Genomic DNA, 26,500 nt, shown 5'->3' on the forward strand with positions numbered 1-26,500 from the left:
GTTCACCTCTGTTCGTCTGCAAGCCATGTACGCAACAAGTTTACGAATTCATCCGGCTTTTTCTTCGCCAGACTTTCCAACTGCTTGCGAACCTGACTTTCATTCGTCACGCTCTCCAAGTTAATAGAAGGAAACTCGGTAGGAACCTGCAGCGGAATGTCTTCTTCCACTTCTTCTTCTTCTGTCTTCTTGCGGCTGCGGTAAATGAAGTATCCCCCGCCTGCGCCGACCAGCAATGCTGCCGCAGCAATGGCCCAAATCATCCACGTAGCAAGTCCGCCCGACCCTGTATCAGCAGCTGTATCTCCAAATTGTTGCGAGTATACCGAAACTTTTTTGGTCAAATCTGCGTCTGTATAAGTGACTCCTGAATCTGCTAGAGTAGCTCTTACAATATTGGTCAGAATATTCTTAATTGCTGCTGAAGTATTATCATCCAAAATATTTTGTCCTGTAGGTGGTTCAACCGCAACATTTATGGTTAAATCTTTTACAGTATACGGGCTAGCGATAATATCCTTGGTGATCCGGTTCACTTCGTAGTTTCGGGTCTCTGATGATTCTTCAGATGTAGAAGTGCCTGTATTAGTTCCAGATGGATAACCTGAGACATCTTCTGAGCCCGTACCCGCAACGCCTCCGGTAGTATTTCCTTGCCCCGAATAGGAATTGCTGATAATCTGCGAACTGATTTCAATCCCTTTCATATTCTCTGTATCTACCGGAGTAACAAGATCTTCTTTCCGGTTCTCTTTGTCAAAATTTAACTTAGAGAAGACAAGGACATCGACTTTATCTGGTCCTGTGAGCGTAGTTAGGAACTGTTTCACATTTTTCTTAACTTCTTCTTCAAATTTCTTTTGAAGAGCAAAGTTTTCTTCAACCTGGTTGGTAACCCCTGCCTGTCCGCCTTTAGCTGTCGGCATCAACTCGATCTCGTTATTTGCAATCGTGATGTTGTCAATCGGCAAATTCGGCACTGCAGTCTTTACAAGGTTGAAATAACCGTCAATATTGTCCTGTGATGGTCTAAATCCTGGATCAAAGGAAAGTACAACGGAAGCCGAAGCCTGCTCCTGACCCTCTTGAGCGGCAAAGACCGTCTCTTTGGGCAAATTAATCAGTACCTTAGCATCCTTGATTCCCTGCATCCGTCTCATCAGCTGTTCCACTTCACCATTTAAAGCATTGTTGTATTTAACATCAAACTCACTGTCCGTCGTACCGATCATCGACGAAGATTCGTCAAACACTTTATACCCGATGGAACCTCCCTGCACGATTCCCTGCGAGCCAATATCAACTTTAATGCGAGCGGCCTCTGTGCTTGGTACGGATATGCTGTGTCCATCCGGACTTAAACGGTATGAAATTCCTTTTGTATCCAGGTAAGTCATGACTCCGGCGGAGTCCGTGCTGTCCAGATCTTGAAATGCCACTTCATATTCCGTCTTCGAAAGCTGCATGGTCAAAACTACGATTATTAAAATAATGATAAACAATGTAGAAAAAAATAGAATCTTCTGTTTAGCGCTAAATCTGTTCCAATACTGGGTGATTTTTTCCCGGTACTGGGCCAATCGTTCATTCACAGTGTCACCCCATCCGAAACTAAGCTAAGGATTATTTAGATTTGAGTTCTCATAATTTCCTGATAGGCTTCGATCACTTTGTTCCGGACTTGTGTAGTCAGCTGCAAACTCAGCAATGCCTGCTGGGAAGAAATCAAAGCCTCATCAATGTTGACTTCTCCCAATACGAATTTATTACTCATTTCCTTGGAATATTGCTCTTGCTCTGCCACTTGATTAAGTGCATCCTGCAGATAAGAACCAAAGCTTTGTTTGGAACCGCTAACCGCTTCTGACTCTGTAGCTACTGGCTTCATAGCAAGCGGTTGAACAGCTTGGGTTCCAATAGTTAAATTCTGTATCAACTGTTTTCCTCCTAAGATGTCATTTCAAAATTACCGACCAATTTCAAGCGCTTTGCTTACCATAGCCTTGGACGCGTTTAGCATCGTAACATTAGCTTCATAGGAACGGTAGGAAGACAGCATATCTACCATTTCCTTCGTAACATCTACGTTAGGCATATACACATAACCTTCGGCATCCGCATCAGGATGGCTGGGGTTGTATACCGGCTTCATAGGTGAGGCATCATCAATAATCGACTGTACCTTAACCCCTTCGCTTTCACCATTCATCTTAGCATTCAATATGTTGGAAAAGCTTTTGTTCTCGGCTGTCTCCAGCACCACCAGCTTTCTCCGGTAAGGTACGGCTTTGCCGTCCACTACAGAGGCTCTGGTTGTTTCAGCGTTGGCAATGTTGGAGGATATTACATCCATCCGCAGCCGCTGAGCGGTTAAAGCTGAAGCGCTTATTCCAAAGCTGCTACCAAAATTCACTATTTGCTACCTCCCCTCAACTGCTGTGCGCATTTTAGTGATATCACTGTTTAACAGATGTACATAAGAGTTGTACCGAAGCTGATTCTCGGCGCTTAACGCCATCTCGCGTTCCATATCCACATTATTATCATTGTTGTTCATCGAGGTGGTGTGGTCTGTAGTGACTACTGCAGACGGAACGGCTGTAGCCGATCCGAATTGGAAATGGCGGGAATCCGATATCTTCGCGTTAAGCGTTGACTTCAGTCCACTTTCCTGTTGCCTAAGCAAACTTTCAAAAGAAACGTCGGAGCGTTTGAAATTCGGTGTGTCGTTATTTGCCACATTGTTGGCCAAAACACTTTGTCGTTTATTGGCGGCATCAATGCCTGCCTGTAGTCTTTGAAAACTGACATTGTTTAGCAAACCCATGCAAATCCCCCCTTCCAAAGCTATCATAATGAAAAGAATTCCACAACTTCTTCCGAAATCCTGCTACTTTCGACAAATAAAGCTAAATTTTTAACTTTTATTTATAGCACACAGGTCGAAAGCTGTCGATGAAGATTTAAAATGTCAATCTCATATACATTGATTCTCTTAGAAATTGTATATTATTACAATAAGAAATAAGCCCTATCTTTTCTGAAAAGAGAGGGCTTAAAGCATGGTTTTTCAATTATTTACCTTTTTCGTTCCAATATCTAACTTTATTTAGCATTTAGTGACATAAAAAGGTTGATTTCCACCGACTTTTGTCATGTCACTACTTCCATATACCTAATTTGAAGTAATTTTGGAGGCTGTCGGATTAGAGGATATACTGGCTTAAATCGCGGTCTTGTGCGATTTCTGACAGTTTTTCACGAACATATTCCGGAGTGATTACCATTGTTTCGAGAGTCAATTCAGGAGCTTCAAAAGATAGGTCTTCCAGCAGTTTCTCGAGAATGGTATGCAAACGACGCGCACCTATATTTTCCATGTTCTGGTTCACAGAGGCTGCGATTTTGGCGATTTCCTGGATCGCGTCCGGCTGGAACTGAATTTCAATATTTTCCGTCCTGAGCAAATTAACATATTGTTTCGTCAGCGCATTCTCCGGTTCAGTCAATATGGAGACGAAATCCTCCAGTGTAAGACTGCTCAACTCCACACGAATCGGGAATCGCCCCTGAAGCTCAGGGATAAGGTCGGAAGGTTTCGCAATATGAAAGGCTCCCGCTGCCATAAACAGAACATAATCCGTCTTCACAGGTCCGTATTTAGTCATCACCGTAGACCCTTCAACGATAGGCAATATATCACGCTGCACCCCTTCACGGGAAACATCTGGTCCAGAACCTTTGCCCTGGCTGGCAACCTTATCGATTTCATCGATAAAAATAATACCGGACTGCTCGGCACGGGACACGGATTCCTGAATGACGTCGTCCATGTCAATCAGCTTGGCCGCTTCATCCTGGATCAGCACTTTGCGTGCTTCCTTGACCGGCAGCTTGCGTTTTTTGGTCCGCTTGGGCAGTAGACTGCCGAACATTTCCTGCATGTTCATTCCCATCTGGTCATTGCCTTGCCCGGCAAACATATCCAGCATCGTAGGGGCGGTATCCTCCACGTCGATTTCAATGATGTCGTCTTCCAGCTGTCCTGCCAGCAGTTTGAATTTGACACCACGCCGGCGTTCGCTGAGCGAACCATCCTCGGGCTCTTCCTTTGTATCTTCGGAGCTTGCGTTATTGCCGCCGAAAATCATTTCGAAGGGATTCCGCTGTGACTTGTTTTTGGAAGTAGACGGAACGAGAATCGAGACGATCCGCTCATTTGCCAGTTCCTCAGCCCGGTCTTTCACCTTCTCTGTCCGCTCAAGCTTAACCATACGGATGGCGGTCTCCACCAAATCGCGGACCATAGATTCCACGTCGCGCCCCACATAACCAACCTCGGTAAACTTGGTAGCCTCTACTTTGATGAACGGGGCATTTACAAGCTTGGCAAGCCGGCGGGCGATCTCAGTCTTCCCTACCCCAGTAGGACCGATCATCAGAATGTTCTTTGGAACAACTTCATCCCGCAGCTCTTCAGCAAGCAGACTGCGGCGGTAACGGTTACGTAGTGCAACTGCCACCGATTTTTTTGCCTGCTTCTGGCCAACGATATACTTATCGAGTTCTGCTACGATTTGACGCGGTGTAAGCGATTGATTACCCATTATGACTTCCTCCCTCTTTCTGCGGCGCCGTGCCTATAATTGTTCAACAATAATATTGGAATTGGTATATACACAAATCTCGGAAGCGATTTGCAGTGCTTCCCTGGCAATTTCGGCAGCTTCTAAATTCGGAGCATGGCGTTTCAGCGCACGTCCTGACGCCAGTGCAAAGTTGCCTCCGGAGCCAATGGCCAACACATCATCATCCGGTTCGATGATTTCACCGTTACCGGAGATCAGCAGCATCCCCTCTTTATCCATCACAATCATTAAGGCTTCCAGCTTGCGCAGGATGCGGTCCTGGCGCCAATCCTTGGCCAGTTCCACAGCTGCCCGCTGCAGATTGCCGTGATGCTCCTCCAGCTTGCCTTCAAACTTCTCGAATAAAGTAATCGCATCGGCCACGGAACCCGCAAAGCCAGCGATTACTTGTCCTCTGTACAGGCAGCGGACTTTTTTAGCCGTCGTCTTCATGATGACACTTTCTCCAAAAGTAACCTGACCATCGCCGGCTATTGCCGCATGGCCATTATGTCTAACCGCACAAATTGTAGTCGCATGAAAGCTGGGTAACATGATTTTGCAACCTCCTAAAAGTTTTGTGAGCTTCGCACCTTGAATCCCTTCGAACAAAACTGGCTTCGAAAGCATATACCTTAAGTTTTGTGGGATGCCACTTGCAAAAGAACGGCTTAACACACCCTTGTTTATGACGGGCTTGGTTCAGTGATCTCCGGTTCTGTGTAGGGAAGTCCTGTGCGGGCAGCGAAACCGGCAATACTGTCCAGTGCACGGTGAGCCAGAAATTCATTTTTTTCCTTCTTGCTGCGGATTTTCTTCTCAAGCTTAGGAAGCAGGCCGAAGTTGGCATTCATTGGCTGGAAATGTTCCGGATCCGCGGAAGTGATGTAAGCAGGCATGCTGCCCAGCACACTGTCCTCCGGGAAGATCAAGCCTTCCTCGCCAAGTGCAGCTCTGGCCGCGTTAATTCCGGCGATCATTCCGGAAGCAGCCGATTCCACATAACCTTCGACACCTGTCATCTGTCCGGCAAAAAACAATCTTTCCTTGCCTTTCATCTGATATGTGGGATGCAGCAGTTTGGGAGAATTAATAAAAGTATTGCGGTGCATTACGCCATAACGGACATATTCCGCATTTTCAAGACCCGGTATCAGCGAAAAGACACGTTTCTGCTCCCCCCACTTAAGATGGGTCTGGAATCCAACCAGGTTGTATAGTGTACCTGCAGCATTATCCTGACGCAGCTGCACTACTGCATGAGGCAATTTTCCAGTGTGGGGATTCATGAGTCCTACCGGCTTCATTGGGCCGAACAATGCCGTTTGCTTGCCGCGCTTCATCATGATTTCAATCGGCATACAGCCTTCAAAGTAAATCTCTTTCTCAAAATCTTTAAGTGCTGCGGTCTCGGCCAAGATCAGCGCATCATAAAAAACATCAAATTCCTCTTCCGTCATCGGACAGTTAAGATAGGCTGCTTCCCCTTTGTCGTAACGGGAGGCCAAATACACCTTGCTCATGTCGATGGTGTCTTTCTCCACAATCGGCGCTGCAGCGTCATAGAAGTAGAAATACTCTTCACCGAGCAGCGCTTTAATCTCAGCAGACAAAGCCGGAGAAGTCAGCGGACCAGTCGCGATAACGACAATCCCTTCCTCCGGTATATGCGTAAGTTCTTCATTTATGACTTCCACCAAAGGATGATTGTGCAGCGTCGAAGTAATTTCACCCGAAAATCCGTCCCGGTCTACGGCAAGTGCGCCGCCGGCAGGAACCGCATGCCGGTCTGCGGCACCCAGGACCAGCGAATTCAACCGCCGCATTTCTTCCTTCAATACACCTACGGCATTGCCGAGTCCGTTTGCACGCAGGGAGTTGCTGCATACCAGTTCAGCAAACTGATCCGTATGATGCGCAGGCGTCTTTACAACAGGTCTCATTTCATATAGTCTGACCGGCACTCCGCTCGAAGCGATCTGCCATGCGGCCTCACTGCCGGCAAGACCGGCGCCTATTACTGTTACTTTAGCTGTTTCTGTCAATTTCCTTTCCTCCTGTAGCGACTATTATTCTGCTAATTCTTCGTTGTCCAACACGGCCTCTGTATGATCGCACGAGGTGCATTGCAGCTTGGTCCCTTGTTTGTTGCGCTTCTCAACCATCCAGGAATTGCATACAGGGCATGGTTTAATGGATGGTCTATCCCAGGAAACAAAATCACAGCCTGGATACTGATCGCACCCGTAGAAGACGCGTCCCTTTTTGCTGCGCCGCTCTACAACCTTGCCTTCATGACATTTCGGACAGTTTACTCCGATATCCTTCACAATCGGCTTGGTATTACGGCAATCCGGAAATCCTGAGCATGCCAGAAATTTCCCGAAACGCCCCAGCTTGTAAACCATCGGCTTACCGCATTTCTCGCAGAGTTCGTCGGAGACCTCATCTTCAATCTCGATCTCTTTCATTTCTTCTTCCGCAAAGATTAGCCGCTTCTCGAAAGATTCGTAAAATTGGGCAAGTACCTTCACCCAATCCTCCGCGCCTTCTTCTACATGGTCAAGATCCCCCTCCATATGTGCTGTAAATTCCACATCGAGAATTTCGGGGAAAAACTCCTCCATCTGCTCTATAATCAGCTCACCAAGTTCAGTAGGCATAAATTTCTTCTCTTCGATAGCCACATAACCACGCTTCTGGATCGTTTCCAGCGTTGGTGCATAGGTACTTGGACGCCCAATACCCAGCTCTTCCAGCGTCTTAACAAGACGTGCTTCTGTATAACGCGGTGGAGGCTGTGTGAAATGCTGTTTGGGTTCAATGTCCTGTTTAGTCAGATCATCTCCGGCTTTGAGCGGAGGCAGAAACTTCTCTTCATCTGTTGTTCCATCATCATTACCTTCTACATAAACCTTCATAAAGCCCGGGAAAGAAACCTTCGAGCCTACGGCTCTAAAGACAGCATCGCCTGCGGCGATATCCACGGAGAGCGTATCCAAGAGCGCAGAAGCCATTTGACTGGATACAAAACGCTCCCAGATCAGCTTATACAAGCGGAATTGATCGCGGCTCATATATTCTTTGACGGTCTCCGGCTCGCGGAATGCTGAAGTAGGGCGGATCGCTTCATGCGCGTCCTGCGAGCCTGCGGCTTTTTTGGAATACTGGCGAGGCGACTCCGGAACAAACTTCTCACCGTATTTTGCCCCAATCAGTTCCTTGGCTTCATCCTGTGCCGTTGTGGACAGCCGGGTGGAGTCAGTACGCATGTAGGTAATTAAACCGACGGTGCCTTCTTTGCCCAGCTCCACACCTTCATAGAGCTGCTGTGCCACGGACATCGTCTTGGCTGCACGAAAGCCCAGTTTACGTGCAGCTTCCTGCTGCAGTGAACTTGTCGTAAACGGTGCAGAAGGGTGGCGCTGCCTCTCCTTCTCTTTCACTTCATTTACTTTGAAAGCGGCGTTCTTGATAGCTTCCAGAACTTCCTGAACATCGCTTTCCTGGCCCAGCTCTTTTTTCACTCCATTCAGCTTATGAAACTTCGCTTCAAAACTGGAGTCACGAATGCCGAGCTTTGCGGTGATGCTCCAATATTCAGTAGGGACGAAAGCGGAAATTTCATTCTCCCGGTCCATAATGATCTTGACTGCAACCGATTGAACCCGTCCGGCCGACAGGCCTTTTTTGACTTTCTTCCATAATAGTGGGCTAATCTTGTAACCGACAAGGCGGTCAAGAATCCGCCGGGCCTGCTGTGCGTTCACAAGATCCATGTTGATTTTGCGGGGTGTCTTAAAAGCATCCTTTACGGCTTGTTTGGTGATTTCATTAAAGACAACACGGCACTCCTCGGTATTATCCAAATCCAGCGCATGCGCCAGATGCCAGGCAATGGCTTCACCTTCACGGTCCGGGTCAGCCGCCAGATAGACTTTTTTCACTTTTTTGCTGGCGTCTTTGAGTTCCTTCAATATGGAACCCTTTCCGCGGATCGTGATATATTTGGGACTGAAATCATTCTCTACTTCCACGCCAATCTGGCTCTTTGGCAAATCTCTGATATGTCCCATTGAGGCCTTTACGATATATTTACTGCCTAAATATTTGCCGATGGTCTTCGCTTTTGCAGGCGATTCGACGATAACTAATGCATCCGCCATAGGTTGTTCCTCCTAAAAGTTTTGTAAGCATAAGCTTCCTGGAACTGCTTCGGGCATATCTGAATCCGAAAGCATACGCTTAACACAATCTCTTCTATATTAAATTACCTTATAAATTGCACCCGGTAATTGTGTTACCGCTTTTTTTATGATTAAAGATAACAGAACTGAATGCAAATGTCCAAAATCCCATCTCGTTCTACCCAACAGCTCATCCAACGTAAATGGGCCTTGATGCAGTATATGGTATAGGTGAGACTCCTCACTTGTCAATTTCTTTTCTGCCAGCTTGTCTCCGTTTTCCGGGTTAAAGAGCTCTTTCTCTCTCTGTTCCACCGACTTTACAGGCAGATAGGATATGTATTCTTCCACGATGTCGTGAGCGCCGGTCACTAATTTTGCCCCTTGTTTGATCAGGTCGTTCGCACCCCGGCTTTTGGGTGAAGTCACTGGACCCGGCACGGCAAAAACATCTCTACCAGCCTCCAGGGCGGCATCGGCAGTAATTAGCGAGCCACTGCGGCTGTCCGCCTCTACGACCACCGTCCCAAGGGCAAGGCCGGCAATAATCCGGTTGCGCTGTGGAAACAAGCCTGGGTGGCTTTTAGTGCCAATCGGATATTCGCTGATTACAAGTCCATCCTGTGCGATTTGATGTTCTAGTTCCCGGTTCTCTAAGGGATAGACCTTATCCAGTCCCGTCGCGACCACCGCAATCGTACTCCCGCATCCACGCAGGGCCGCTTCATGGCATACACTGTCGATTCCCCGGGCCAGTCCGCTCACTACAGTAAGGCCTGCCCCGCTTAGCTGCTCTGAGAGCATCTCCCCCATCTTACGGCCATATGCCGTAGGCACACGGGTACCAACCATGGCAATCGCCGGGCGGGAGGCCAGGGCGAGGCTGCCACGATAGTAGAGCACCCATGGGGGCTGCGGCGTCTCTTTCAGGAGCCCGGGATACTCCTCGTCGAGAAGAGTTACCATTTCTACTCCGCTTTCTTTCATTAGAATGTGACGACGGTGAATCCACTCGGAAGTATATACCGCTTCGAGACGCTGCGACATTTTCCCGCTGATTCCGACACGTTCCCAATCACCGGCACCACAGGTAAAAGCCAAATCCGTCAACATACCCGCTCGACGAATTTTGTCGATACTCTTCCAGCCGATGCCTTCCACTTCATTTAATCCAAACAACAAATATCGCGAATCCATATGCACATTCTCCCTCGTGAGGAAGGTCAGCCTTCCCTATTTTGTGATACCTGTGTCAGAAATGCAAGTTACAGTTCCTTAAACGTCTATACGTCAGCAGATTTGAACGCAAAAAAAGCAACCTTTTATCCCCATGAACAGGAACAAAAGGTTGCTTACCTTTGAACATATTATACACGATGCCCTGCTAAAGAACATACGTATGCTGATAAATATAATAGTAGAAACTTAGCTTCCGGTAAAAGCGCTCAGAATGCCGCGCTCTTCCAGCACACTTACAAGTGTAGAGCCCATTTCTGCCGGAGTAGGAGCCACCTTAATACCGCAGGATTCCAGCACGGCAATTTTTTCGCTGGCCGTCCCTTTTCCTCCGGAAATAATCGCACCTGCATGGCCCATTCGTTTGCCTGGAGGTGCAGTAACCCCACCGATGAACCCAACTACCGGTTTGGTCATATTTTCCTTGATCCATACAGCAGCTTCTTCCTCCGCAGTACCGCCGATTTCTCCGATCATAATGACCGCCTTGGTTCCCGGATCCTCATTAAAAAGCTTGAGAATATCAATAAACTCCGATCCTTTAACCGGATCTCCGCCTATCCCTACTGCCGAAGACTGGCCGATGCCGCGCTCAGTTAGTTGATGCACCGCCTCATAGGTCAGAGTTCCGCTGCGTGAGACAACCCCTACGTACCCCGGAGTATGGATGTAGCCCGGCATAATGCCGATTTTACACTCTCCCGGTGTGATCACACCCGGACAGTTCGGACCAATCAGAACCGTAGAACGACCTTCCATGTAACGCGATACTTTCACCATATCCAGTACCGGGATGCCTTCTGTAATGCAAATGACCAGTTCCAGCCCTGCATCCACTGCTTCCATAATGGAATCGGCAGCAAACGCCGGTGGCACATAGATTACACTCGCAGTTGCCCCGGTCGCTGCCTTGGCTGCTATCACCGTATCAAATACAGGAAGGCTGACCTCACTGCCGTTCTCCAGCGTGATGTTCACCGTCGTGCCGCCTTTGCCCGGTGTAACCCCGCCCACCATTTGCGTGCCGTAATCCAGCGCTCCCTTGGTATGGAACAAGCCCGTCGAACCTGTTATGCCCTGCGTGATGACTTTCGTATTTTTATCTACAAGAATGCTCATGTTTTAGGTCACATCCCTACTTAGTTTGTCGAATACGAGCACTGGCGCTCAAAGGCCCAGCCGCGATTACACAAGAGCAACAATTTTCCGGGCACCATCCGCCATGGAATCGGCAGCAACGATATTCAGTCCGGAACCGGCAAGAATCTGCTTGCCCAGTGCTACATTGGTTCCCTCAAGACGCACGACGAGCGGTTTGGTCAGACCAAGCTGCCGGGCCGCTTCCACGACACCTGTGGCGATAACGTCGCAGCGCATAATTCCACCGAATATATTGACGAAAATCCCGTTCACTTTATCATCAGACAAAATGATTTTAAAAGCTTCGGTAACCTTTTCGGTCGTCGCACCGCCCCCTACGTCCAGGAAATTGGCCGGTTCGCCGCCGTAATATTTAATGATATCCATTGTAGCCATCGCAAGTCCCGCGCCATTGACCATACAGCCGATGTTGCCGTCAAGGGCAATATAACTGAGATCGTATTTCGAGGCTTCAATTTCCTTCCCGTCCTCTTCATCAAGGTCCCGCAGCTCCAGAATATCCTTATGCCGAAACAATGCGTTAGAGTCAAAATTAAGCTTGGCATCCAGAGCCATCACATTCCCGTCAGCTGTAACGACCAGCGGATTAATCTCCGCAATGGAGCAATCCTTATCCACAAAAGCCAAATATAGCGCTTGCATGAACTTGACAGCCTTATTTACCAGTTCTGTCGGAATAGCAATGCTGTACGCCAGTTTGCGGGCCTGGAAAGTCTGCAAGCCTACCGCAGGATCAATGATTTCCTTGAAAATCTTTTCCGGATGAGTGGCCGCTACCTCCTCAATTTCCGTGCCGCCTTCTTCAGAAGCCATCATGACCACCCGGCCGGAGCCACGGTCCACCACGATTCCAATGTAATATTCTTTCATAATCTGGCAGCCTTCTTCAATCAGCAGCCGCTTTACAACCTTGCCTTCAGGACCGGTTTGATGGGTTACCAGTGTCTTGCCAAGAATCTCTCCGGCATAAGACCGGACTTCGTCAAGCGACTTCGCTACCTTAACACCGCCGGCTTTTCCGCGTCCGCCTGCATGAATCTGCGCTTTTACAACCACTACCGGTGTACCCAGCGATACTGCAGCTTCTACTGCTTCCTCCACTGTATAAGCTACTTTTCCGTTCGGTACGGCTACGCCGTACTTCTTAAGTACTTCTTTTCCCTGATACTCGTGGATATTCATACCGGAAGCCTCCTAAAGTGTTGCGGTGGCTTAAACAGGCAGCCTGCAGCCATTCCGCTTTCCGTTTTGATTGTCCAAAGCCGGGTCCAGACCGGTTTATTGCTACATATTCCGGCACAAGCAGAAAACCTAACCGCATCTAATAGAAACGGCATGGCTTCTGCCAGTGACACAAGCTTTGAAATACAGATTTTCATCTATATTTAGCTATATGTCAGAAAAGGAAACCCAGAATATTGTAACATGTTTTAAAAGCGCTTTCCTCAAAAACTTTCACTATTTGCACACACATTTTCGCTTGATTTCATGCCGGAATGCGAACGATTATATTGACATAGCTTTCAAGAGCTATTTAGAGGCATTAATGTTGGCTTCGTGTACACGAGCCAGTAGGTCTTTAAACTGACCCAGCAGAGCAACAAATTCATCTGCCGAGAGCATCGTTCCTTCCGCCATTTTCCCCGGGATGCATGCCGCTTCACCTTGCAGAGCCCAGCCCTTTTCTGTCAGTGAAATTAGAACCTTCCGCTCATCCTGCAAGGAACGCTCACGCAGAATCAAACCAGCTGCCTGCAGCCGTTTCAATAGCGGCGTTAAGGTACCGGAGTCCAAAAACAGGGCTTCGCCCAGCTCCTTAACCGTACACTGCTGTCTTTCCCAAAGCACGATCATTACTAGATACTGGGAGTACGTTAAACCGATCTTGTCCAGGTGAGGCTGGTACAGCTTCGTAAATTCGCGCGAGCAAGCATAGATGGTAAAACAAAGTTGATTATCAAGCATTAGCTCAGGAGTTGTGGTTGTCTTTTGCATTTCTTCTTCACCTGCCTTTATGACATTATTTTATCACAATTCATCCGTAATATCATGTTAATAGCGAAAAATAGATTGACTATTATTTTAATTGTGTTAAATTAAGTTGTGTACAATATATTATCAAATGAACGGGAGCGGATAATAATGATGACTATTCAACAAAAAATGTATGAAACTACAGTTAAAGCAGTAGGCGGAAGAAACGGAACTATTGAGTCGGAGAACCCTAAGCTGGCTCTTACGATTAGCACTCCCCGTGAAATGGGCGGCGCCGGGGGCGAAGGCACAAATCCTGAGCAGCTGTTCGCTGCCGGATATTCCGCTTGTTTTGACAGCGCGTTGAACATGGTGGCCCGGATGGGCAAAGTGAAGATTGAAGGCAGCGAAGTTACCGCTACTGTAAGCTTCGGTAAAGTTGAAGACGGGGGGTTCGGCATCGCTGTGAAGCTTGATGTTCTGGTTAAAGGCGTTGACCATGAAACTGCTGCCCAGCTTGTAGAAGCCGCCCACGGTGCCTGCCCATACTCCCGCGCTACCCGCGGTAACATTGAAGTGGAAATCAACGTACTGTAAAGAATATGCGTCTTCCCGACCATTCTCGAAGTGAGAACAGAACGAGCCGTCCATTGGCTATGGGCGGCTTGTTTGCCGTTAATATCTCTCATCAATCGTAATAGACTATATACTAAAAGTCGCTAGTCCTCTGTCATGATCTGCCTGTCCAGATTGCGGTACTGCACCGCCTCCGCCAGATGTGCAGAAGCAATGTCTGCGGATCCCTCCAGATCGGCAATCGTCCGGGCCAGCTTAATAATCCGGTCATGGGCCCGCATGCTTAAGCCGAGACTTTCCAGAATGGTATGCAGCATCAATGTGCCTTCCCTGCTCAAACTGGCATAACGGCGCAAAGCCGCACCGGATAGTTCGCTGTTCCAGGATATCGGCAGAGCCTTATATCGCTCTGTCTGAATAGCCTGAGCTTTCAGGACCTCTGCGCGCATCTCTGCCGAAGATAATGAAGACCCCTCACCGCCCCAATCCTTCGGACGGGGAACATCCACCTGCATATCAATCCGGTCCAGCAGCGGTCCGGAAATCTTAGAGCGGTATTGTGCAATCCGCGCAGGACTGCAGGTGCATCTCTGCTGCAACCCTCCGCTTCCCAAATACCCGCAATGGCAAGGATTCATAGAACAGGCTAGCAAAAATTGGGCGGGAAAAGTAAATGCAGCGCGGGCACGGCTGATCGTCACTACCCGGTCCTCCAAGGGCTGCCTCAGAACCTCTAGTACATTGCGCGAGAATTCCGGCAGCTCATCCAGAAAGAGAATACCGCGATGGGCCAAGCTGACTTCACCAGGTTTGGGAATCCCTCCACCACCAATAAGCCCTGCCGCAGAGATAGTATGATGCGGCGAACGGAACGGGCGCCCCCGCAGCAGCCCGCTGTGAGCATCCTTAAGCTTGCCCGCCGCGCTGAAAATTTTGGTCACCTCCAGGGATTCACTGTCATTCAGCGGAGGTAGAATACTAGGAAGCCGTTTGATGAGCATCGTTTTCCCCGTTCCTGGTGGTCCCATCAGGATAATATTGTGCATCCCCGCCGCCGCAATGGTTAAAGCCCGCTTCACATGATTTTGCCCTAGAACATCACTGTAATCCTCCAGCATACCGTTGTCTTCAGTTAAAGCAGATCCTTCATACATCACTGCCGGTATATATTTCAAATGATCCAGCGTAAGCGCCATGACCGGAGGACGCTCGCTGTTCGCAAGACCGCTGCTGACGGAAACCGGAAACGGCAGCGGATTTTGCAGGACAGTCTCCTTTGTCACAGCTACAGCTTCAGCAGCAGACAATCCTATTGGCAGAGAAGATTTAGTTTCGACTGAGCCGACCGATTCATCAACACCCATTGTATTCACGCTTACAATTTGCTGCTCTACCCCGCTTCTCTTTGCGGTGTCCGCCAGGTTCACTACCGATTCCTGTTCAGGCTGCGGCAGCTGCCGCAAGTGCTCTATAGCATACACTGTGATCCCGCTAATTAAAGCGGCCTCAGCTGCGTTGCCCAATGGCACCAATACAGCACGAAATCCGGTACGCCGCGCTGCCTCTACCATTGGCAACACACCTGTAACAGGTCGCAGGCTGCCGTCGAGCGCCAGTTCGCCGATCAGCAGCAGCTTTTCTGCCTCAGGCATCACCAGTTGGCCGCTTGTCGTCAGAATGCCCAGGGCAATAGCCAGATCGAATGCCGAACCTTCCTTACGCAGATCAGCCGGAGCTAAATTGACCGTAACACGCTGCTGAGGGTAACGATATCCGCAATTTTTGACCGCCGCACGCACTCTTTCCACAGCTTCACGAATAGCAGAATCAGGCAATCCAATGATATTCGTCTGTGGTAAACCGTTGGCCAGATCAATTTCAACACCGATCATCACACCCTCAATCCCATACAGGCAGGCGCTGTGCATTTTTCCATACATAAAAAAAACACCTCTTCTCCTGAAATACGCCCCACATTGAGCGTTGTCTTTTCAAGAAAAAGGGTGCTTCCTCATTTTCCGAGATTATATTATAACTAGTATACAAATGATCTGCAGCCATGCGCAATAGCTGAACGGAGATCACCGTTCCAGCTTATTTGCACAAATGTGAAAGGGCATTTAAAAAGGTGATGAATTAACCTTCTTCACTTACCACCACAGCATCCCTAATTTGCTCAAAAGAGAGCGGTTTGTAGCCCCAATGCTCCACACAAATATTAAAATGATTGTTTCCTTCATATTTCTGCCCATGAATATGACCATGGACATTCACGTAAGGCATATGTTTGTTCATATACATCGGTTCATGTGAAAGAAAGAAGAAATCCTTGTAGATCATCGGATATTCACTAACCTCGTCGAAACCCGCCTCCAGCCACCATTTTCGGCTTCGTCCGCGGTCATGATTGCCGAGAATCAGTATCTTGTAGCCGTTCAGCGAAGACACTATCCCCGTCGTCGCTTCCAGGTTCATAAATGAAAAATCCCCAAGGTGAAATACCGTATCCCCTTCCCCCACCACGGAATTCCAGTTCTCGATCATCGTCCGGTTCATCTCCTCCACACCACTGAAGGGACGTGATTCAAAATCAATAATCAGCTTATGCCCAAAATGGTGGTCTGAGGTAAAAAATACTTTAGACATTTGCGTACACCCAACTTTCACGAAACTCTTTATATTCTGATTTCCCAATTACGCTGCACTTACTTTTATTTACGCCATTCCCGTTTGTTGGAACGCTGGTTTGCATCCAGTTGAATCAATTCGGCGAGTGGCGGAACTTCTTCATGATCAATAAGCCATTTACGCATTTCCCTAATTGCCTCCACCTGTCCATTGCCCTTATCCCGCCAAGTTAGCAGCTCTATGACTTTTATAACCAGTGACAACAGGCTGCTGCTGTCGCTTTGGCTCTTTTCGGCCCGAATCTTTTGGATAAGCGCCTCATTCTCCCAATCAATCAATATCTCCTCGGCAATGGCTGGCCGCATAACGGTGAAGGTTTTGTTGCATTGGCTGCAGCAGACAACGGATAAAGGCTCTCCGCCTAAATCTACAGCGATCTTCTGTTCACATTCTTGGCATGTAAAACTTACTTGTATATCAAATGGTTGATTCCTCATGCGGACAACCCTCCTCATGGCAGCATTAAAAGTTACAATAATGTTTACCCATTTCCCTTAAGAAATGACCCATGACACGGAAGTAATGTCAAGACATAAGATCTAGTATGGACATTAAATCGACAAAAAACTACTTAAAATGCCTCGCGAATATGCCTTAGAGCAGCGATACTCGTATCGTCATTCAGTAATACCGAAATTACATCAAATGAGACCTGCCGTTCTTCCTGACCTGTGGCATGTAAATAGACCTCTGCCGTATTACGCACCTGCCGTATTTTGCGGGTGTTCACAGATTCCTCGGGTGTCCCCTGCTGAGGGTTTCCGCTGCGGCTCCGCACTTCCACGAAGATCAGCCCGCCTTCAAGCTCAGCAATGATGTCAATCTCGCCGCTGCGGCAGCGCCAATTGCATTTTATAATATCGTAACCTTGGGAAGTCAAATACATCACAGCAGCTTGTTCAGCTGCTGTGCCTTTTTGTTTGCGGCTATACCGCCCGCCTGTGCCGTTCTCCCTCACTTGAGCCTCCGCTCTCCTGCAGAACGGTCACTCTGGTAGATATAGCTTAGAATCTCCGCCACCAAATGATACAGCTCAGGAGGAATCTGCTGATCGAGGTCCAACTTCGACAGGACCTCCACCAATGCTGCATCCTCCTGAACGGCGACCCCGTTCTCCTTGGCCCGCTGCAAAATCATATCCGCCACAGCGCCTTGCCCTTTGGCCACAACTACCGGGGCTTCGCTTTGGCCTGGAGTATATTTCAGTGCAACAGCCTTCTTAAGGTTCTGTGAAACTTCATTTGGCTCACTCATATCCGGTAATCGACTCCTTTGTAGGAGTCAGGAACATAGTCTGCCAGCTTGGACACAGTCTTCATACCAGATGCCGCAAGCGAGTTGGGCTCCGGCAAGGGCTCTGTGCGCAAGCTTAAAAGCTGGTAGCCTATTGACTCCACTGCGGATTGAACATCCTCCCGCCGATCCTCCAGCAGTTCAAGTACCCAAGGATCATTATTATGCACCTTGAGGCTTACGATCCGGTCGACCACTTGGACGTCAACTAGCGTCTGTCCCAGCTGCTTCATGTCCAAATCGAACCAAAGCCGGCAATTCGCCGCATCCAGTTCACCCTTGCGGCCACGCCGCGACTGAATATGGACAGAAGCCGTTTCCTGTCCATCCTCACCCCGCAGCGGCAGAAACAGCGTCACCTGTGCGAACGGTGCCGTACGGTCCGTGTTGAGCAGCAGCTGCTGTCCGGTCAGCTGCTGCACAAGCTGGCCTGCGGCTTCCTTCACCGCAGGCGGCGCATCGCTGCTCATCACCTGCAGCAGCACGCCCTTCAGCGTGTCGGCGGCATCTTCACCTGCCGCCGCACCGCCTTGCAGCGCAACCAGCGGCAGCGCTGCTTCACGCGTTCCCGCGGCCGCTGGCACAGGCCGCGCCTCTGCGCCGGCTGCGAAGCTACCGCGCACCGCCTGCTGCTCGTGCTCCGCGCCGAGCAGCTTCAGCACCCGCCCCACCCAGGACTCCGTGTCCTGGGTGGCAGCGGGCCCCGGCTGCGGCGCTGACGCAGCAGCCGGGCTCTCCCCGCGTGGCGCAGCCGCCGCGTGGGCCTGGGTTTGCCCCGCCTGCGTCAGCGGGGCTACATTGCCCTGCGGCGGCGCAGCCGCAGGCGCCGGCACTGCCGCCGTTGGCGCAGCCAATGGCGCTGGTGCTGGCGTAGACGCTAGCGTTGGTGCTGCCGCCGACGCTGGTGCCGCCGCTGGCGCTGGTGGTGCCGCCGGCGTTGGCGCGGGGCTTCCGCCCGCAACGTTAGCGGGCGGCGAAGCGGCGAGCTGCGGCAGTGTGCCGCGCAGCTCGCTGAGCACGCCCTGCAGCTTCGTGAGCAGGGCCGTACCGGACTGCTGCGCTGCCGGTCCACCAGCATTGCCTGTGGCAGCTTGCGCTCGTTCCGGCTGTACTGCGGTCCCAGGCTTTGCCGCATTCTCCGCAGAATCCGCCCCTGATCCGGCAGACCCTGTGCCGATTCGTACCGCCGCAGGATCTGCTCCACTCTCTTTCAGCCGCGCTGCAGGATTCTGCGCGTCAGTTCCTTCAGCGGAACTCCCTGGAGCCGCATTTGCTGCCTTAGGGAGAACAGCCGCGTCGGCAGATTCGTTGTCTGCCGGCACAGCCGCAGCAGTAACAGCCATATTTTTGGCTGCGGCTTCTGGATTAATACCTTCGGCTTCGGGTGTATTCGCAGCCATCGCCGCCGCAGCCTGTTCACCCTTCCCTGCGCCAGTCTGCTGCGCTGCCGTAGACTGCACAGCTGGTTTGGCCCCGTCAGCAGCTTCGTCCGGCATAGCAGAAGCCGCTAGGGCAGCTTTAGCCGCTGCCGGATCGACATCAAGCTCTCCGCCTGCCACAGCAAGACCAGTACCAGTATTGCCGGTAGAAGAAGGGGCAGCAGATCCGGAAGGAGCCGCAAGCTTCTCCGAACCACCTATAGCCTTTCCACCCTCCCCTTCACCTTCCTGCTGTGCCCAGAGCGTAAGCTCCGTTTCAAGCTTGGTCAGCAATTCATGCAATTTCGGACCAAACACAGCCTGCTGCAGCCCCTTCACGCTCTCCGCAGTCACAGGCAGTCCCCGTTTCACCGAGATCACTGCCGCTTCCAGCCACTCCGAAGTAGGCACGCCCTGCGGCTTGGCGTTCATCACCGCATCGAGCTTCGCCGCCGTCTCTTTGGTCAGGGGCAGGCCTCCTGATTGCATGGCCTGAATAATCTCCCGTCCTGCCTTGGAATCTGACAGCCCAAGTGATTCCAGTGCCTCCCCCATGCTCTGAGATGATGCAAGAGCCGATTCGCCAAGGGAGACCGGCTTCAATACGGGCAGTCCGCCCTCACCCGGAGGGGCAACCTGCAGATTTAAGGTTTGTCCAGGCTGCAGCGGAGTTTCCAGCTCCGCACGGACAGGCGTGCCTTGGATCTGTACGACCGCTTCTTTGCCGGATTCCGACACACTGAGGACTACACCACGAACGACCTGGCCTTCCTTCAGTTCCAAAGACTTGGCTTCTCCCGGTTTACTGTCTCCGAGCAATCCTCGAATCAAAGATCCGATATTCATGCCGTTTTCTCCTCCCTTCGTTTAATGTCTTCTTAGTATATCGACATTTGAGTTCTTTTTTTAAAATAACGTCTGCTGCTCCGCCAATATCCGGCTGATGAAACTCCGCCGGTGCATAGGCGTTGGCCCCAGGGCCACAATTTGCTCGCGGTGAAGCTTGGTCGCATAGCCTTTATGTATTTTAATCCCATAGTCCGGGTATAATTCCTCCCATAAGCCTTCACAGAGCCGGTCACGGGTCACCTTCGCCACAATGGATGCCGCAGCTATGGATTGACTATTGGCATCTCCTTTAATAATTGAACGCTGAGGAAGCGGCAAATCTACTTTTTCCGCATCAATTAGCATGTAATCCGGTGTATGGCTCAAGCCCTCTACCGCCTTCTTCATCGCCAGCCGCGAAGCCTGTTTAATGTTAATTTCATCAATGACCGCAGAATCAACGTGGCCAACGCCAACCGCCAGCGCTTGCTCCATAATGAGCTCAAACAAAACATCTCTCTTCTTGGCGCTCAGCTTCTTTGAATCGTCAACACCCTCTATAATAAGGCCTTCTGGCAATATCACCGCTGCGGCGACAACATCCCCGAACAGACAGCCTCTGCCCACCTCATCTACTCCGGCAATCCGGCAAAATGACTGCTCCCAGCCTTCTTTTTCGTATAACAACATATCTGTAGTACTCACTGTTCATCCACCGCCAGTTTCACTTATATTCAGTCCTACTGCTGTTTAGCTTATCATATGAAGCCTTCAGGGGGCATCCCTCTTTAAGTTAATAAATAAAACTCTGCATAGGACCCATTTCTATCATACTTCAAATACAAAGACAACAAAAAGAGCCACCCCAAAAAGTGGATGGCTTATAATCCAATCATTATTTTACCGTGCTTAAGGCATCTCCAAGGTAAAGGTTCCAAGCTTTCCAGCACGCAGTTCATGGAGTAACGTACGTGATGCCTTCTCCAGATCCACACGTCCGCCACTGATCAGACAGCCGCGTTTACGGCCTACTGCTTCCAGAACGGCAACGATCTCATCGGGGTTCTCCAGATCCTCAGGAAGCTTATCAATCCCGAATCGTTCCTTAAACCGGGAACCATAATCCTTGACCAGATATTTGACAGCATAAAAGGCGATATCCTCGACGTTCAGAATCTCCTCTTTAATAGCTCCGGTTACAGCAAGGCGGTAGCCTACATCCTGATCCTCGAACTTTGGCCACAGAATACCCGGGGTATCCAGAAGTTCCAGATTTCCGCCCGTTTTGATCCATTGCTGGCCCTTTGTGACCCCTGGACGGTCACCGGTTGCAGCGATGCTTTTGCCTGCCATCCGGTTAATAAGCGTCGATTTGCCCACATTGGGAATCCCCACGATCAGCGCGCGCATCGCCCGCGGATTCATCCCCTTGGCAATTTGCCGATCAATCTTCTCCTTCAGCAGCAGCTTAACCTGTTCAGGGATTTCCTTCACACCTGTTCCGGTAGACGCATCTACAGGATGGGCTACATGCCCCTGGGCTTTGAAGTACGACAACCATTTGCGCGTCGCTTCTGGATCAGCCAAATCTGCTTTATTCAGAATAATCAATCTCGGCTTGTCCCGTAAAATATCGTCAATCATCGGATTGCGGCTGGAAAGCGGCAGACGGGAATCGAGCAGTTCTATTGCAACATCTATCAGCTTCAGCTTATCCTCAATTTGCCGTCTAGCCTTCGTCATATGACCCGGAAACCATTGAATGGCCATTGCCGTCACCTCCTTTGACTTCTGTCAGCTTAATGGTTAATTACTGAAATGTCTTTGACCGGCCAAAAAATCAGATCTGCACGGCCTACAATATCGCCAAGCGGCACATAACCGATCATCCGGCTATCTGTACTGTCTGAGCGGTTATCCCCCATTACGAATACATGTCCTTCCGGCACTGTGCCGTCAGTATAATCTTCGTTAGGGAAATCTTTATTATTGTACAAAGCATTATTATTATGCGCTTCATCAATCGCGCCTTGAATGTAAGTTTCGTTCACAGGTTCTCCGTTAACTGTAACGACATCCCCTTCGACTTTCACCGTATCTCCAGCCACTCCAATTACGCGCTTGATGAAGTCCCTGCCCTCTGAAGGTACATGAAACACAATCACCTCACCACGCTGCGGAGAGCGGATGTCATACAAGATTTCATTTACAATTACCCGTTCACCGGTATGGAAATTAGGCTTCATGGAAGGTCCATCCACAATAAACGGCTTAAATAAAAGCCAGCGTATCAGAATTACCAGAACCAATGCAATTGCTATCGCTTTAACCCATTCCAATACTTCATTCTTCTGTTTCTTGGGGTTCTGTCCGCCGGACTCCACGATTTCCCCTTGTCCTTGCTGCAAATCCTGCTGCATAATTCACCGTCCTCTCTTCATCCTATATTCACTATACAACACAAAAAAACTCCTGCCAAAAACTCCTCCACAATTACTCCTTCAGGAGGCCTTTTCGGAGAAGCTGATCCTAAGGCAACTATTTTAATGTCCATTATTGGGGTCGAGAAGAACCGGATATAGCAACAAGAATAAACGAAAGGGGCTTGAACTCAAGCCCCTTTCCTTTGTCACTATTCTAGCGACGGATTTCTTTAATTCTTGCAGCTTTACCGCGCAGTTCACGAAGATAGTAGAGCTTCGCACGACGAACTTTACCACGGCGAGCCACTTCGATTTTCTCGAGTTTAGGCGAGTTGATTGGGAAAGTTCTTTCCACACCAACACCGTAAGAAATTTTACGAACCGTAAAAGTCTCACCAATTCCACCGCCGCGACGTTTGATTACAACGCCTTCGAACAACTGGATCCGTTCACGAGTTCCTTCGATAACTTTTACGTGTACCTTCAAAGTGTCACCCGGGCGAAAACTCGGGATATCTTTGCGGATTTGTTCTTGCGTAATTGCTTGTAGGATATTCATTTAGGACTTCCTCCTTCCGTACAGGTGTTCATGCCTCTTCCGGAGAGACCATCGCTCTCCCTCATTATCCGCAGAGGACCACCGTATTCCACACAACAGAAATAATAATAACATAAAGAGTAGGCTAATACAACTATATTTTTAGAGCGGCAGCATATCCTTCTTTTGGGCCTTAGTTTTGCAATCCTTGCATAGTCCGACTACGCTTCCATTATCCTGGGCATAAAAGATTAGTTTGCCGTTTCTCTTCTTGCATGAGGAACAGAGCTGCTCCGTGGAACTCTGCTTAGCTTTGCGGTGTCTGTCCATCGAGATCACATTACTGGCCGTTGCAGTCTTTGGACTTCCGGCCCTCTTATGCCGTCTGCTAAACAGCCAATAAACAACCACAACAAATAACAATACGATCAGGATTGCTGCATATCGCATCAGGCTCATCCGCTCCCTTGACTTTTTACAGTCAAAATAGTAATAGACCGCCTTTCGTGGTGCCTGAGAGTCGGTCTGTTTCTGCTGTCAAGCTCCGTTACACTTCTACACTTCCATTGCTCTGATTTCCAACCCGCCGTTTCAGCTTTACTGAACATATCATCTACAGCTAATTTTAACACAATCGTTTATTGATTTGTAGTCGCGCCCATAGGTACTGGACTTTAGTCCAGCACAGCAACCGGTCTCCAGCCTGTTATTCAATTATTTACCATAATATATAATAACGATTATACATAAGCAATATACAGACTTTTAGGAGGGGCTCCATTTGAAAAAAAATTATAAACCAGCGAAGATTGCAGCACTGGCTGTTTTCTCCATCGTACTATTAGCCGGCTGCAGAGAACTGCCTGGCAAGGAAGCTGCTGATAATCAACTTGAACAGCGCTTATCCGGCAACTCCCAACAGGAAGTTGCTGACAGCAATGGGGAGTTTGAAGAATTCTCTAGTGAACTCGGGCAGGAAATCAGCGAAGCAGCAGCAGATTTAGGGCAGGGGTTAAGTGAAGCAACAGCAAACCTTGGGCAGGATGTCGGAGAAGCCATGGAAAATGTGCATCAAGCCTTTCAGAATACTGGGTCCGTCGTGGCAGAACAGATCACAGCCGACAGTGTCAGCAAAGAACTTGTTGCCACCTCGAAACCAGGGTCCTCTTCTACACTTACCCTGGACAATGCAGTGGGTGAGGTTGAGGTCATCTCCACTACAGGAAATACTGTCAACGTAACCGCTACTATCGTAGCCCATCATGCCTCCAGCAAATATGCTCCAGAGTTGTTTGATAAAGCTGAAGTATCTGTAATAATTAGCGGTGACGAGCTTAAAGTATCCACTTACGCCAAGGACAGTCCAAAAAAGGATTTATGGTCCTGGGCGCACAAAAAATACGGCTATTCAGATTTCAGCATCAACTACCTGATTGAGCTTCCAGCCAGTGTCAACAGATTTGAAATCAATAATGATGTAGGTTCTATTGAGCTGAGCCAGTTACAGGGAACCTTTGACATTTCGAGCGATGTTGGAGCCATCACACTCCGGGATGTTGAAGTCACCGGCAAGTCCAAGGTAGAGACAGATACCGGAAGCATCGGGCTAAGTATCAATGAGATGAAAAATGGCAGCAGTCTCAAAGCTAAAAGTGACATAGGCAAAATATCCGCCTCTTTGGACAGCAGTCTCAAATGCACCGTGGAGGCCTCCAGTGAGCTTGGACATATTTCCGGTACAGGTTCCGGCAAACATGATTTAAACGGGGGTGGACCGCTATTGTCACTATCCACGGAAATCGGCTCCATCTCCATACAAAACTAGAATGAAAGATACCGAACCGAATTTCAAAATTTACGTATATACGCAAAAAGTGGGCTTCCCAGTTTAGGGAGGCCCACTTTTTCGCCTTTTAGATCAGCGCGATTGCCAGCAGCGTAAACAAGCTTAAAGTTAAAATTTCACTGCCGTACCCGTAAAAACCGCCGTAATAATTGCCTGGGTAAAATGCCGAGGTTCTCATTTTTCCGTTGCCCTTCGTTTTCAGATAGACATTGTTACGATCCACATCCACGATGATACCTTCATGCTGTTTTCCATCGGTTGTCATAATCCGTACCCTTTTGTTTTTGCATTGCAGACAATTATAATATGCTTCCACCCGTAACTCCTCCTTTACTGTAATGATTTATTTTATGACTGGAGGGATTAGCCGGTAACGGCTAAGTTACCATTGTGAAATATATGTGAAATAAATAACTTGTGAACATTATGTGTCTTTTTCGTTGGAAAAGGTTTATAATAAGATTATAAACAGTAAAGCGCTTACGGGCTTGTATATGTACTAATCCGAACTTAAGGAGGCAGGAATCATGAGTACAGCAGGGAGAAATTTTATTAACGAGGGAATACTGCGCATCGCCTTGTTCCTAATCATTGCATCACTTACTTACACAGTAAGAAACTACGTCTGGGCCATTATCATACTCACGGTTGTTGCATTATATGCATTGGTTACTGGGATCATTAAGCTTACCCGCAGTGACAGTGAAGCACTAGAGCGACGATAACCAAGTGGAAACGGCTTTGCCGTCCTCAAAAGGACGGTATCCGTTTCAGCGAGAAATAGAAGGATAGTTTATAGCGTGCAGCATATAAATTCTTATATTCGGACAAAAAACCGCTTCATACGGAATCTTGAATCCGTATGAAGCGGTTTTTTTAGTGTCGCATCGGAGTAACAGGATTTGAACCTGCGACCTCACCCACCCCAAGGGTGCGCGCTACCAGGCTGCGCTATACCCCGACGGCTACGCCGTAACTTCCGCGCCATTATCACGTTCTGTCAACGATTGCCCATACGGTCGTCACAGCTTTTACCAATCTGCGTTTATTATAGCGTATGCCCGCGCACCTATGCAATAAAATAACGCGCACCTATACAAACTTCTTCATATGAGATATAATGCGAACATATATTCGCAATTGAACGGAGGCACTGTAATGTCCGCAATACGCACATCACCCGCATCTACCACAGCAGAAATCCGTAACTTCATCCGCCCTTACGCGATCCTTCCGATGGTGAAAGCCGCATTCGAACGGGACTCCCAGATATTCCTCTCGATGCACACACTTGACCCGTATGTCGCGTGGCTGTCGCAGGCCCGGGAAAGATTAACGCAAGAAGATCTCATGATAAAGGAGCAGGCACATCAGAACGGAATTAGCATTATAGAAAAACAGCACATAGATGGCACGCTGCGGATTCGTTATCAATGCCAGGCTGGCATCGGTGACTTAGCGATCCCGGATACGGAGGTTGCGGAGGAAGCTGCGGAACTTATGCGGCGGTTATTGACGTTTTAAAACGAAAACAAGCGCAGATCTCCGACCTCTCATCAAAGCAATGCTTTCTTCTGTGAAAATAGTTTTTAATATATTCTTAAAATTTTATAGATTTTTAAATCACGTTATGCTATACTCTTGGCACAAGGAAAGGAGGTGCGTTCACATCAAGCATGACATGCTGAACGTATCCCTTACCCG

The 26,500-nt window shown here is 49.0% G+C and carries 28 protein-coding genes and 1 tRNA gene; 4 read left to right on the plus strand and 25 right to left on the minus strand.

Going from position 1 to position 26,500, the window contains the following annotated elements; translation table 11 throughout:
• Positions 1-2: 2 nt before the first annotated feature.
• The 12 genes from fliF to MHI45_RS04600 all read right to left on the minus strand — a co-directional run bounded on the left by fliF (position 3) and on the right by MHI45_RS04600 (position 13,207).
• Entirely contained in the window at positions 3-1,592 is a 1,590-nt protein-coding gene (gene fliF / locus MHI45_RS04545; protein WP_076110106.1) for a flagellar basal-body MS-ring/collar protein FliF, read from the minus strand.
• Between the two features lie 35 nt (positions 1,593-1,627).
• Positions 1,628-1,936: a flagellar hook-basal body complex protein FliE gene (fliE, locus tag MHI45_RS04550; protein WP_076110107.1), complete on the minus strand. Its 309-nt coding sequence runs from the start codon at positions 1,934-1,936 to the stop codon at positions 1,628-1,630.
• Positions 1,937-1,966: 30 nt separating this feature from the next.
• A complete protein-coding gene (gene flgC, locus MHI45_RS04555) occupies positions 1,967-2,413 on the minus strand; it encodes a flagellar basal body rod protein FlgC (protein ID WP_038593540.1) in 447 nt (148 codons plus the stop codon).
• 6 nt (positions 2,414-2,419) lie between these two features.
• Positions 2,420-2,827 carry a flagellar basal body rod protein FlgB gene (gene flgB, locus MHI45_RS04560; protein WP_076110108.1) on the minus strand — a complete coding sequence of 136 codons (408 nt, stop codon included), beginning with the start codon at positions 2,825-2,827 and terminating at the stop codon, positions 2,420-2,422.
• Between the two features lie 379 nt (positions 2,828-3,206).
• Positions 3,207-4,607, minus strand: a complete 1,401-nt coding sequence (hslU, locus tag MHI45_RS04565; protein ID WP_076110109.1) for an ATP-dependent protease ATPase subunit HslU — start codon at positions 4,605-4,607, stop codon at positions 3,207-3,209.
• A gap of 33 nt (positions 4,608-4,640) precedes the next feature.
• Complete coding sequence (gene hslV / locus MHI45_RS04570) at positions 4,641-5,183, minus strand: ATP-dependent protease subunit HslV (protein WP_341118909.1); 543 nt, start codon at positions 5,181-5,183, stop codon at positions 4,641-4,643.
• Positions 5,184-5,314: 131 nt separating this feature from the next.
• Positions 5,315-6,673: an FADH(2)-oxidizing methylenetetrahydrofolate--tRNA-(uracil(54)-C(5))-methyltransferase TrmFO gene (trmFO, locus tag MHI45_RS04575; protein WP_076110110.1), complete on the minus strand. Its 1,359-nt coding sequence runs from the start codon at positions 6,671-6,673 to the stop codon at positions 5,315-5,317.
• Between the two features lie 24 nt (positions 6,674-6,697).
• Positions 6,698-8,794 (minus strand): type I DNA topoisomerase, encoded by a 2,097-nt coding sequence (gene topA, locus MHI45_RS04580; protein ID WP_076110111.1) that lies wholly within the window; start codon positions 8,792-8,794, stop codon positions 6,698-6,700.
• Between the two features lie 99 nt (positions 8,795-8,893).
• Complete coding sequence (dprA, locus tag MHI45_RS04585; protein ID WP_076110112.1) at positions 8,894-10,012, minus strand: DNA-processing protein DprA; 1,119 nt, start codon at positions 10,010-10,012, stop codon at positions 8,894-8,896.
• 228 nt (positions 10,013-10,240) lie between these two features.
• On the minus strand, positions 10,241-11,170 hold the full coding sequence (sucD, locus tag MHI45_RS04590) for a succinate--CoA ligase subunit alpha (protein WP_038593560.1): 930 nt from the start codon (positions 11,168-11,170) through the stop codon (positions 10,241-10,243).
• A gap of 66 nt (positions 11,171-11,236) precedes the next feature.
• Positions 11,237-12,394, minus strand: coding sequence for an ADP-forming succinate--CoA ligase subunit beta (gene sucC, locus MHI45_RS04595; protein WP_076110113.1), 1,158 nt, complete (start codon positions 12,392-12,394; stop codon positions 11,237-11,239).
• Between the two features lie 348 nt (positions 12,395-12,742).
• Positions 12,743-13,207 carry a MarR family winged helix-turn-helix transcriptional regulator gene (locus MHI45_RS04600; protein WP_038593568.1) on the minus strand — a complete coding sequence of 155 codons (465 nt, stop codon included), beginning with the start codon at positions 13,205-13,207 and terminating at the stop codon, positions 12,743-12,745.
• 147 nt (positions 13,208-13,354) lie between these two features.
• Between MHI45_RS04600 and MHI45_RS04605 the strand changes: the two genes are divergently transcribed.
• On the plus strand, positions 13,355-13,783 hold the full coding sequence (locus MHI45_RS04605; protein ID WP_076110114.1) for an organic hydroperoxide resistance protein: 429 nt from the start codon (positions 13,355-13,357) through the stop codon (positions 13,781-13,783).
• A 122-nt stretch (positions 13,784-13,905) separates the two neighbouring features.
• Here MHI45_RS04605 and MHI45_RS04610 read toward each other — a convergent pair whose 3' ends face one another.
• The 11 genes from MHI45_RS04610 to MHI45_RS04660 all read right to left on the minus strand — a co-directional run bounded on the left by MHI45_RS04610 (position 13,906) and on the right by MHI45_RS04660 (position 23,400).
• Positions 13,906-15,702, minus strand: coding sequence for a YifB family Mg chelatase-like AAA ATPase (locus MHI45_RS04610; protein ID WP_076110115.1), 1,797 nt, complete (start codon positions 15,700-15,702; stop codon positions 13,906-13,908).
• 196 nt (positions 15,703-15,898) lie between these two features.
• Positions 15,899-16,408: a metallophosphoesterase gene (locus MHI45_RS04615; RefSeq protein ID WP_076110116.1), complete on the minus strand. Its 510-nt coding sequence runs from the start codon at positions 16,406-16,408 to the stop codon at positions 15,899-15,901.
• Positions 16,409-16,473: 65 nt separating this feature from the next.
• Positions 16,474-16,887: a hypothetical protein gene (locus MHI45_RS04620; RefSeq protein ID WP_038593581.1), complete on the minus strand. Its 414-nt coding sequence runs from the start codon at positions 16,885-16,887 to the stop codon at positions 16,474-16,476.
• Between the two features lie 134 nt (positions 16,888-17,021).
• Complete coding sequence (locus MHI45_RS04625) at positions 17,022-17,408, minus strand: YraN family protein (protein ID WP_076110117.1); 387 nt, start codon at positions 17,406-17,408, stop codon at positions 17,022-17,024.
• On the minus strand, positions 17,405-17,704 hold the full coding sequence (locus tag MHI45_RS04630; RefSeq protein WP_038593587.1) for an EscU/YscU/HrcU family type III secretion system export apparatus switch protein: 300 nt from the start codon (positions 17,702-17,704) through the stop codon (positions 17,405-17,407). The genes MHI45_RS04625 and MHI45_RS04630 overlap by 4 nt, the downstream gene beginning before the upstream one ends.
• Positions 17,701-20,007 carry a hypothetical protein gene (locus MHI45_RS04635; protein ID WP_076110118.1) on the minus strand — a complete coding sequence of 769 codons (2,307 nt, stop codon included), beginning with the start codon at positions 20,005-20,007 and terminating at the stop codon, positions 17,701-17,703. The genes MHI45_RS04630 and MHI45_RS04635 overlap by 4 nt, the downstream gene beginning before the upstream one ends.
• A gap of 60 nt (positions 20,008-20,067) precedes the next feature.
• Complete coding sequence (locus tag MHI45_RS04640; RefSeq protein ID WP_076110158.1) at positions 20,068-20,679, minus strand: ribonuclease HII; 612 nt, start codon at positions 20,677-20,679, stop codon at positions 20,068-20,070.
• A gap of 219 nt (positions 20,680-20,898) precedes the next feature.
• Positions 20,899-21,759: a ribosome biogenesis GTPase YlqF gene (gene ylqF, locus MHI45_RS04645; RefSeq protein WP_076110119.1), complete on the minus strand. Its 861-nt coding sequence runs from the start codon at positions 21,757-21,759 to the stop codon at positions 20,899-20,901.
• Between the two features lie 29 nt (positions 21,760-21,788).
• Positions 21,789-22,409 (minus strand): signal peptidase I, encoded by a 621-nt coding sequence (lepB, locus tag MHI45_RS04650; protein WP_076110120.1) that lies wholly within the window; start codon positions 22,407-22,409, stop codon positions 21,789-21,791.
• Between the two features lie 217 nt (positions 22,410-22,626).
• Complete coding sequence (rplS, locus tag MHI45_RS04655; RefSeq protein WP_038593601.1) at positions 22,627-22,971, minus strand: 50S ribosomal protein L19; 345 nt, start codon at positions 22,969-22,971, stop codon at positions 22,627-22,629.
• 141 nt (positions 22,972-23,112) lie between these two features.
• Positions 23,113-23,400, minus strand: a complete 288-nt coding sequence (locus MHI45_RS04660; RefSeq protein ID WP_076110121.1) for a hypothetical protein — start codon at positions 23,398-23,400, stop codon at positions 23,113-23,115.
• 331 nt (positions 23,401-23,731) lie between these two features.
• Here MHI45_RS04660 and MHI45_RS04665 point away from each other — a divergent pair, with 331 nt between their 5' ends.
• Positions 23,732-24,775: a hypothetical protein gene (locus MHI45_RS04665; RefSeq protein ID WP_076110122.1), complete on the plus strand. Its 1,044-nt coding sequence runs from the start codon at positions 23,732-23,734 to the stop codon at positions 24,773-24,775.
• An 88-nt stretch (positions 24,776-24,863) separates the two neighbouring features.
• Here the strand turns inward: MHI45_RS04665 and MHI45_RS04670 are convergent, their stop codons facing one another.
• On the minus strand, positions 24,864-25,112 hold the full coding sequence (locus MHI45_RS04670; RefSeq protein ID WP_076110123.1) for a hypothetical protein: 249 nt from the start codon (positions 25,110-25,112) through the stop codon (positions 24,864-24,866).
• 211 nt (positions 25,113-25,323) lie between these two features.
• On the opposite strand from MHI45_RS04670, the gene MHI45_RS04675 reads away from it, so the two are divergent.
• Positions 25,324-25,521: a hypothetical protein gene (locus tag MHI45_RS04675; protein WP_076110124.1), complete on the plus strand. Its 198-nt coding sequence runs from the start codon at positions 25,324-25,326 to the stop codon at positions 25,519-25,521.
• A 162-nt stretch (positions 25,522-25,683) separates the two neighbouring features.
• On the opposite strand, the gene MHI45_RS04680 is transcribed toward MHI45_RS04675, so the two are convergent.
• Positions 25,684-25,757: transfer RNA gene (locus MHI45_RS04680), tRNA-Pro, on the minus strand.
• A 197-nt stretch (positions 25,758-25,954) separates the two neighbouring features.
• Here MHI45_RS04680 and MHI45_RS04685 point away from each other — a divergent pair.
• On the plus strand, positions 25,955-26,320 hold the full coding sequence (locus tag MHI45_RS04685; protein WP_076110125.1) for a hypothetical protein: 366 nt from the start codon (positions 25,955-25,957) through the stop codon (positions 26,318-26,320).
• Positions 26,321-26,500: the final 180 nt, after the last annotated feature.

Source organism: Paenibacillus sp. FSL H3-0321 (assembly GCF_038002865.1).
Taxonomy (GTDB): domain Bacteria; phylum Bacillota; class Bacilli; order Paenibacillales; family Paenibacillaceae; genus Paenibacillus_AQ.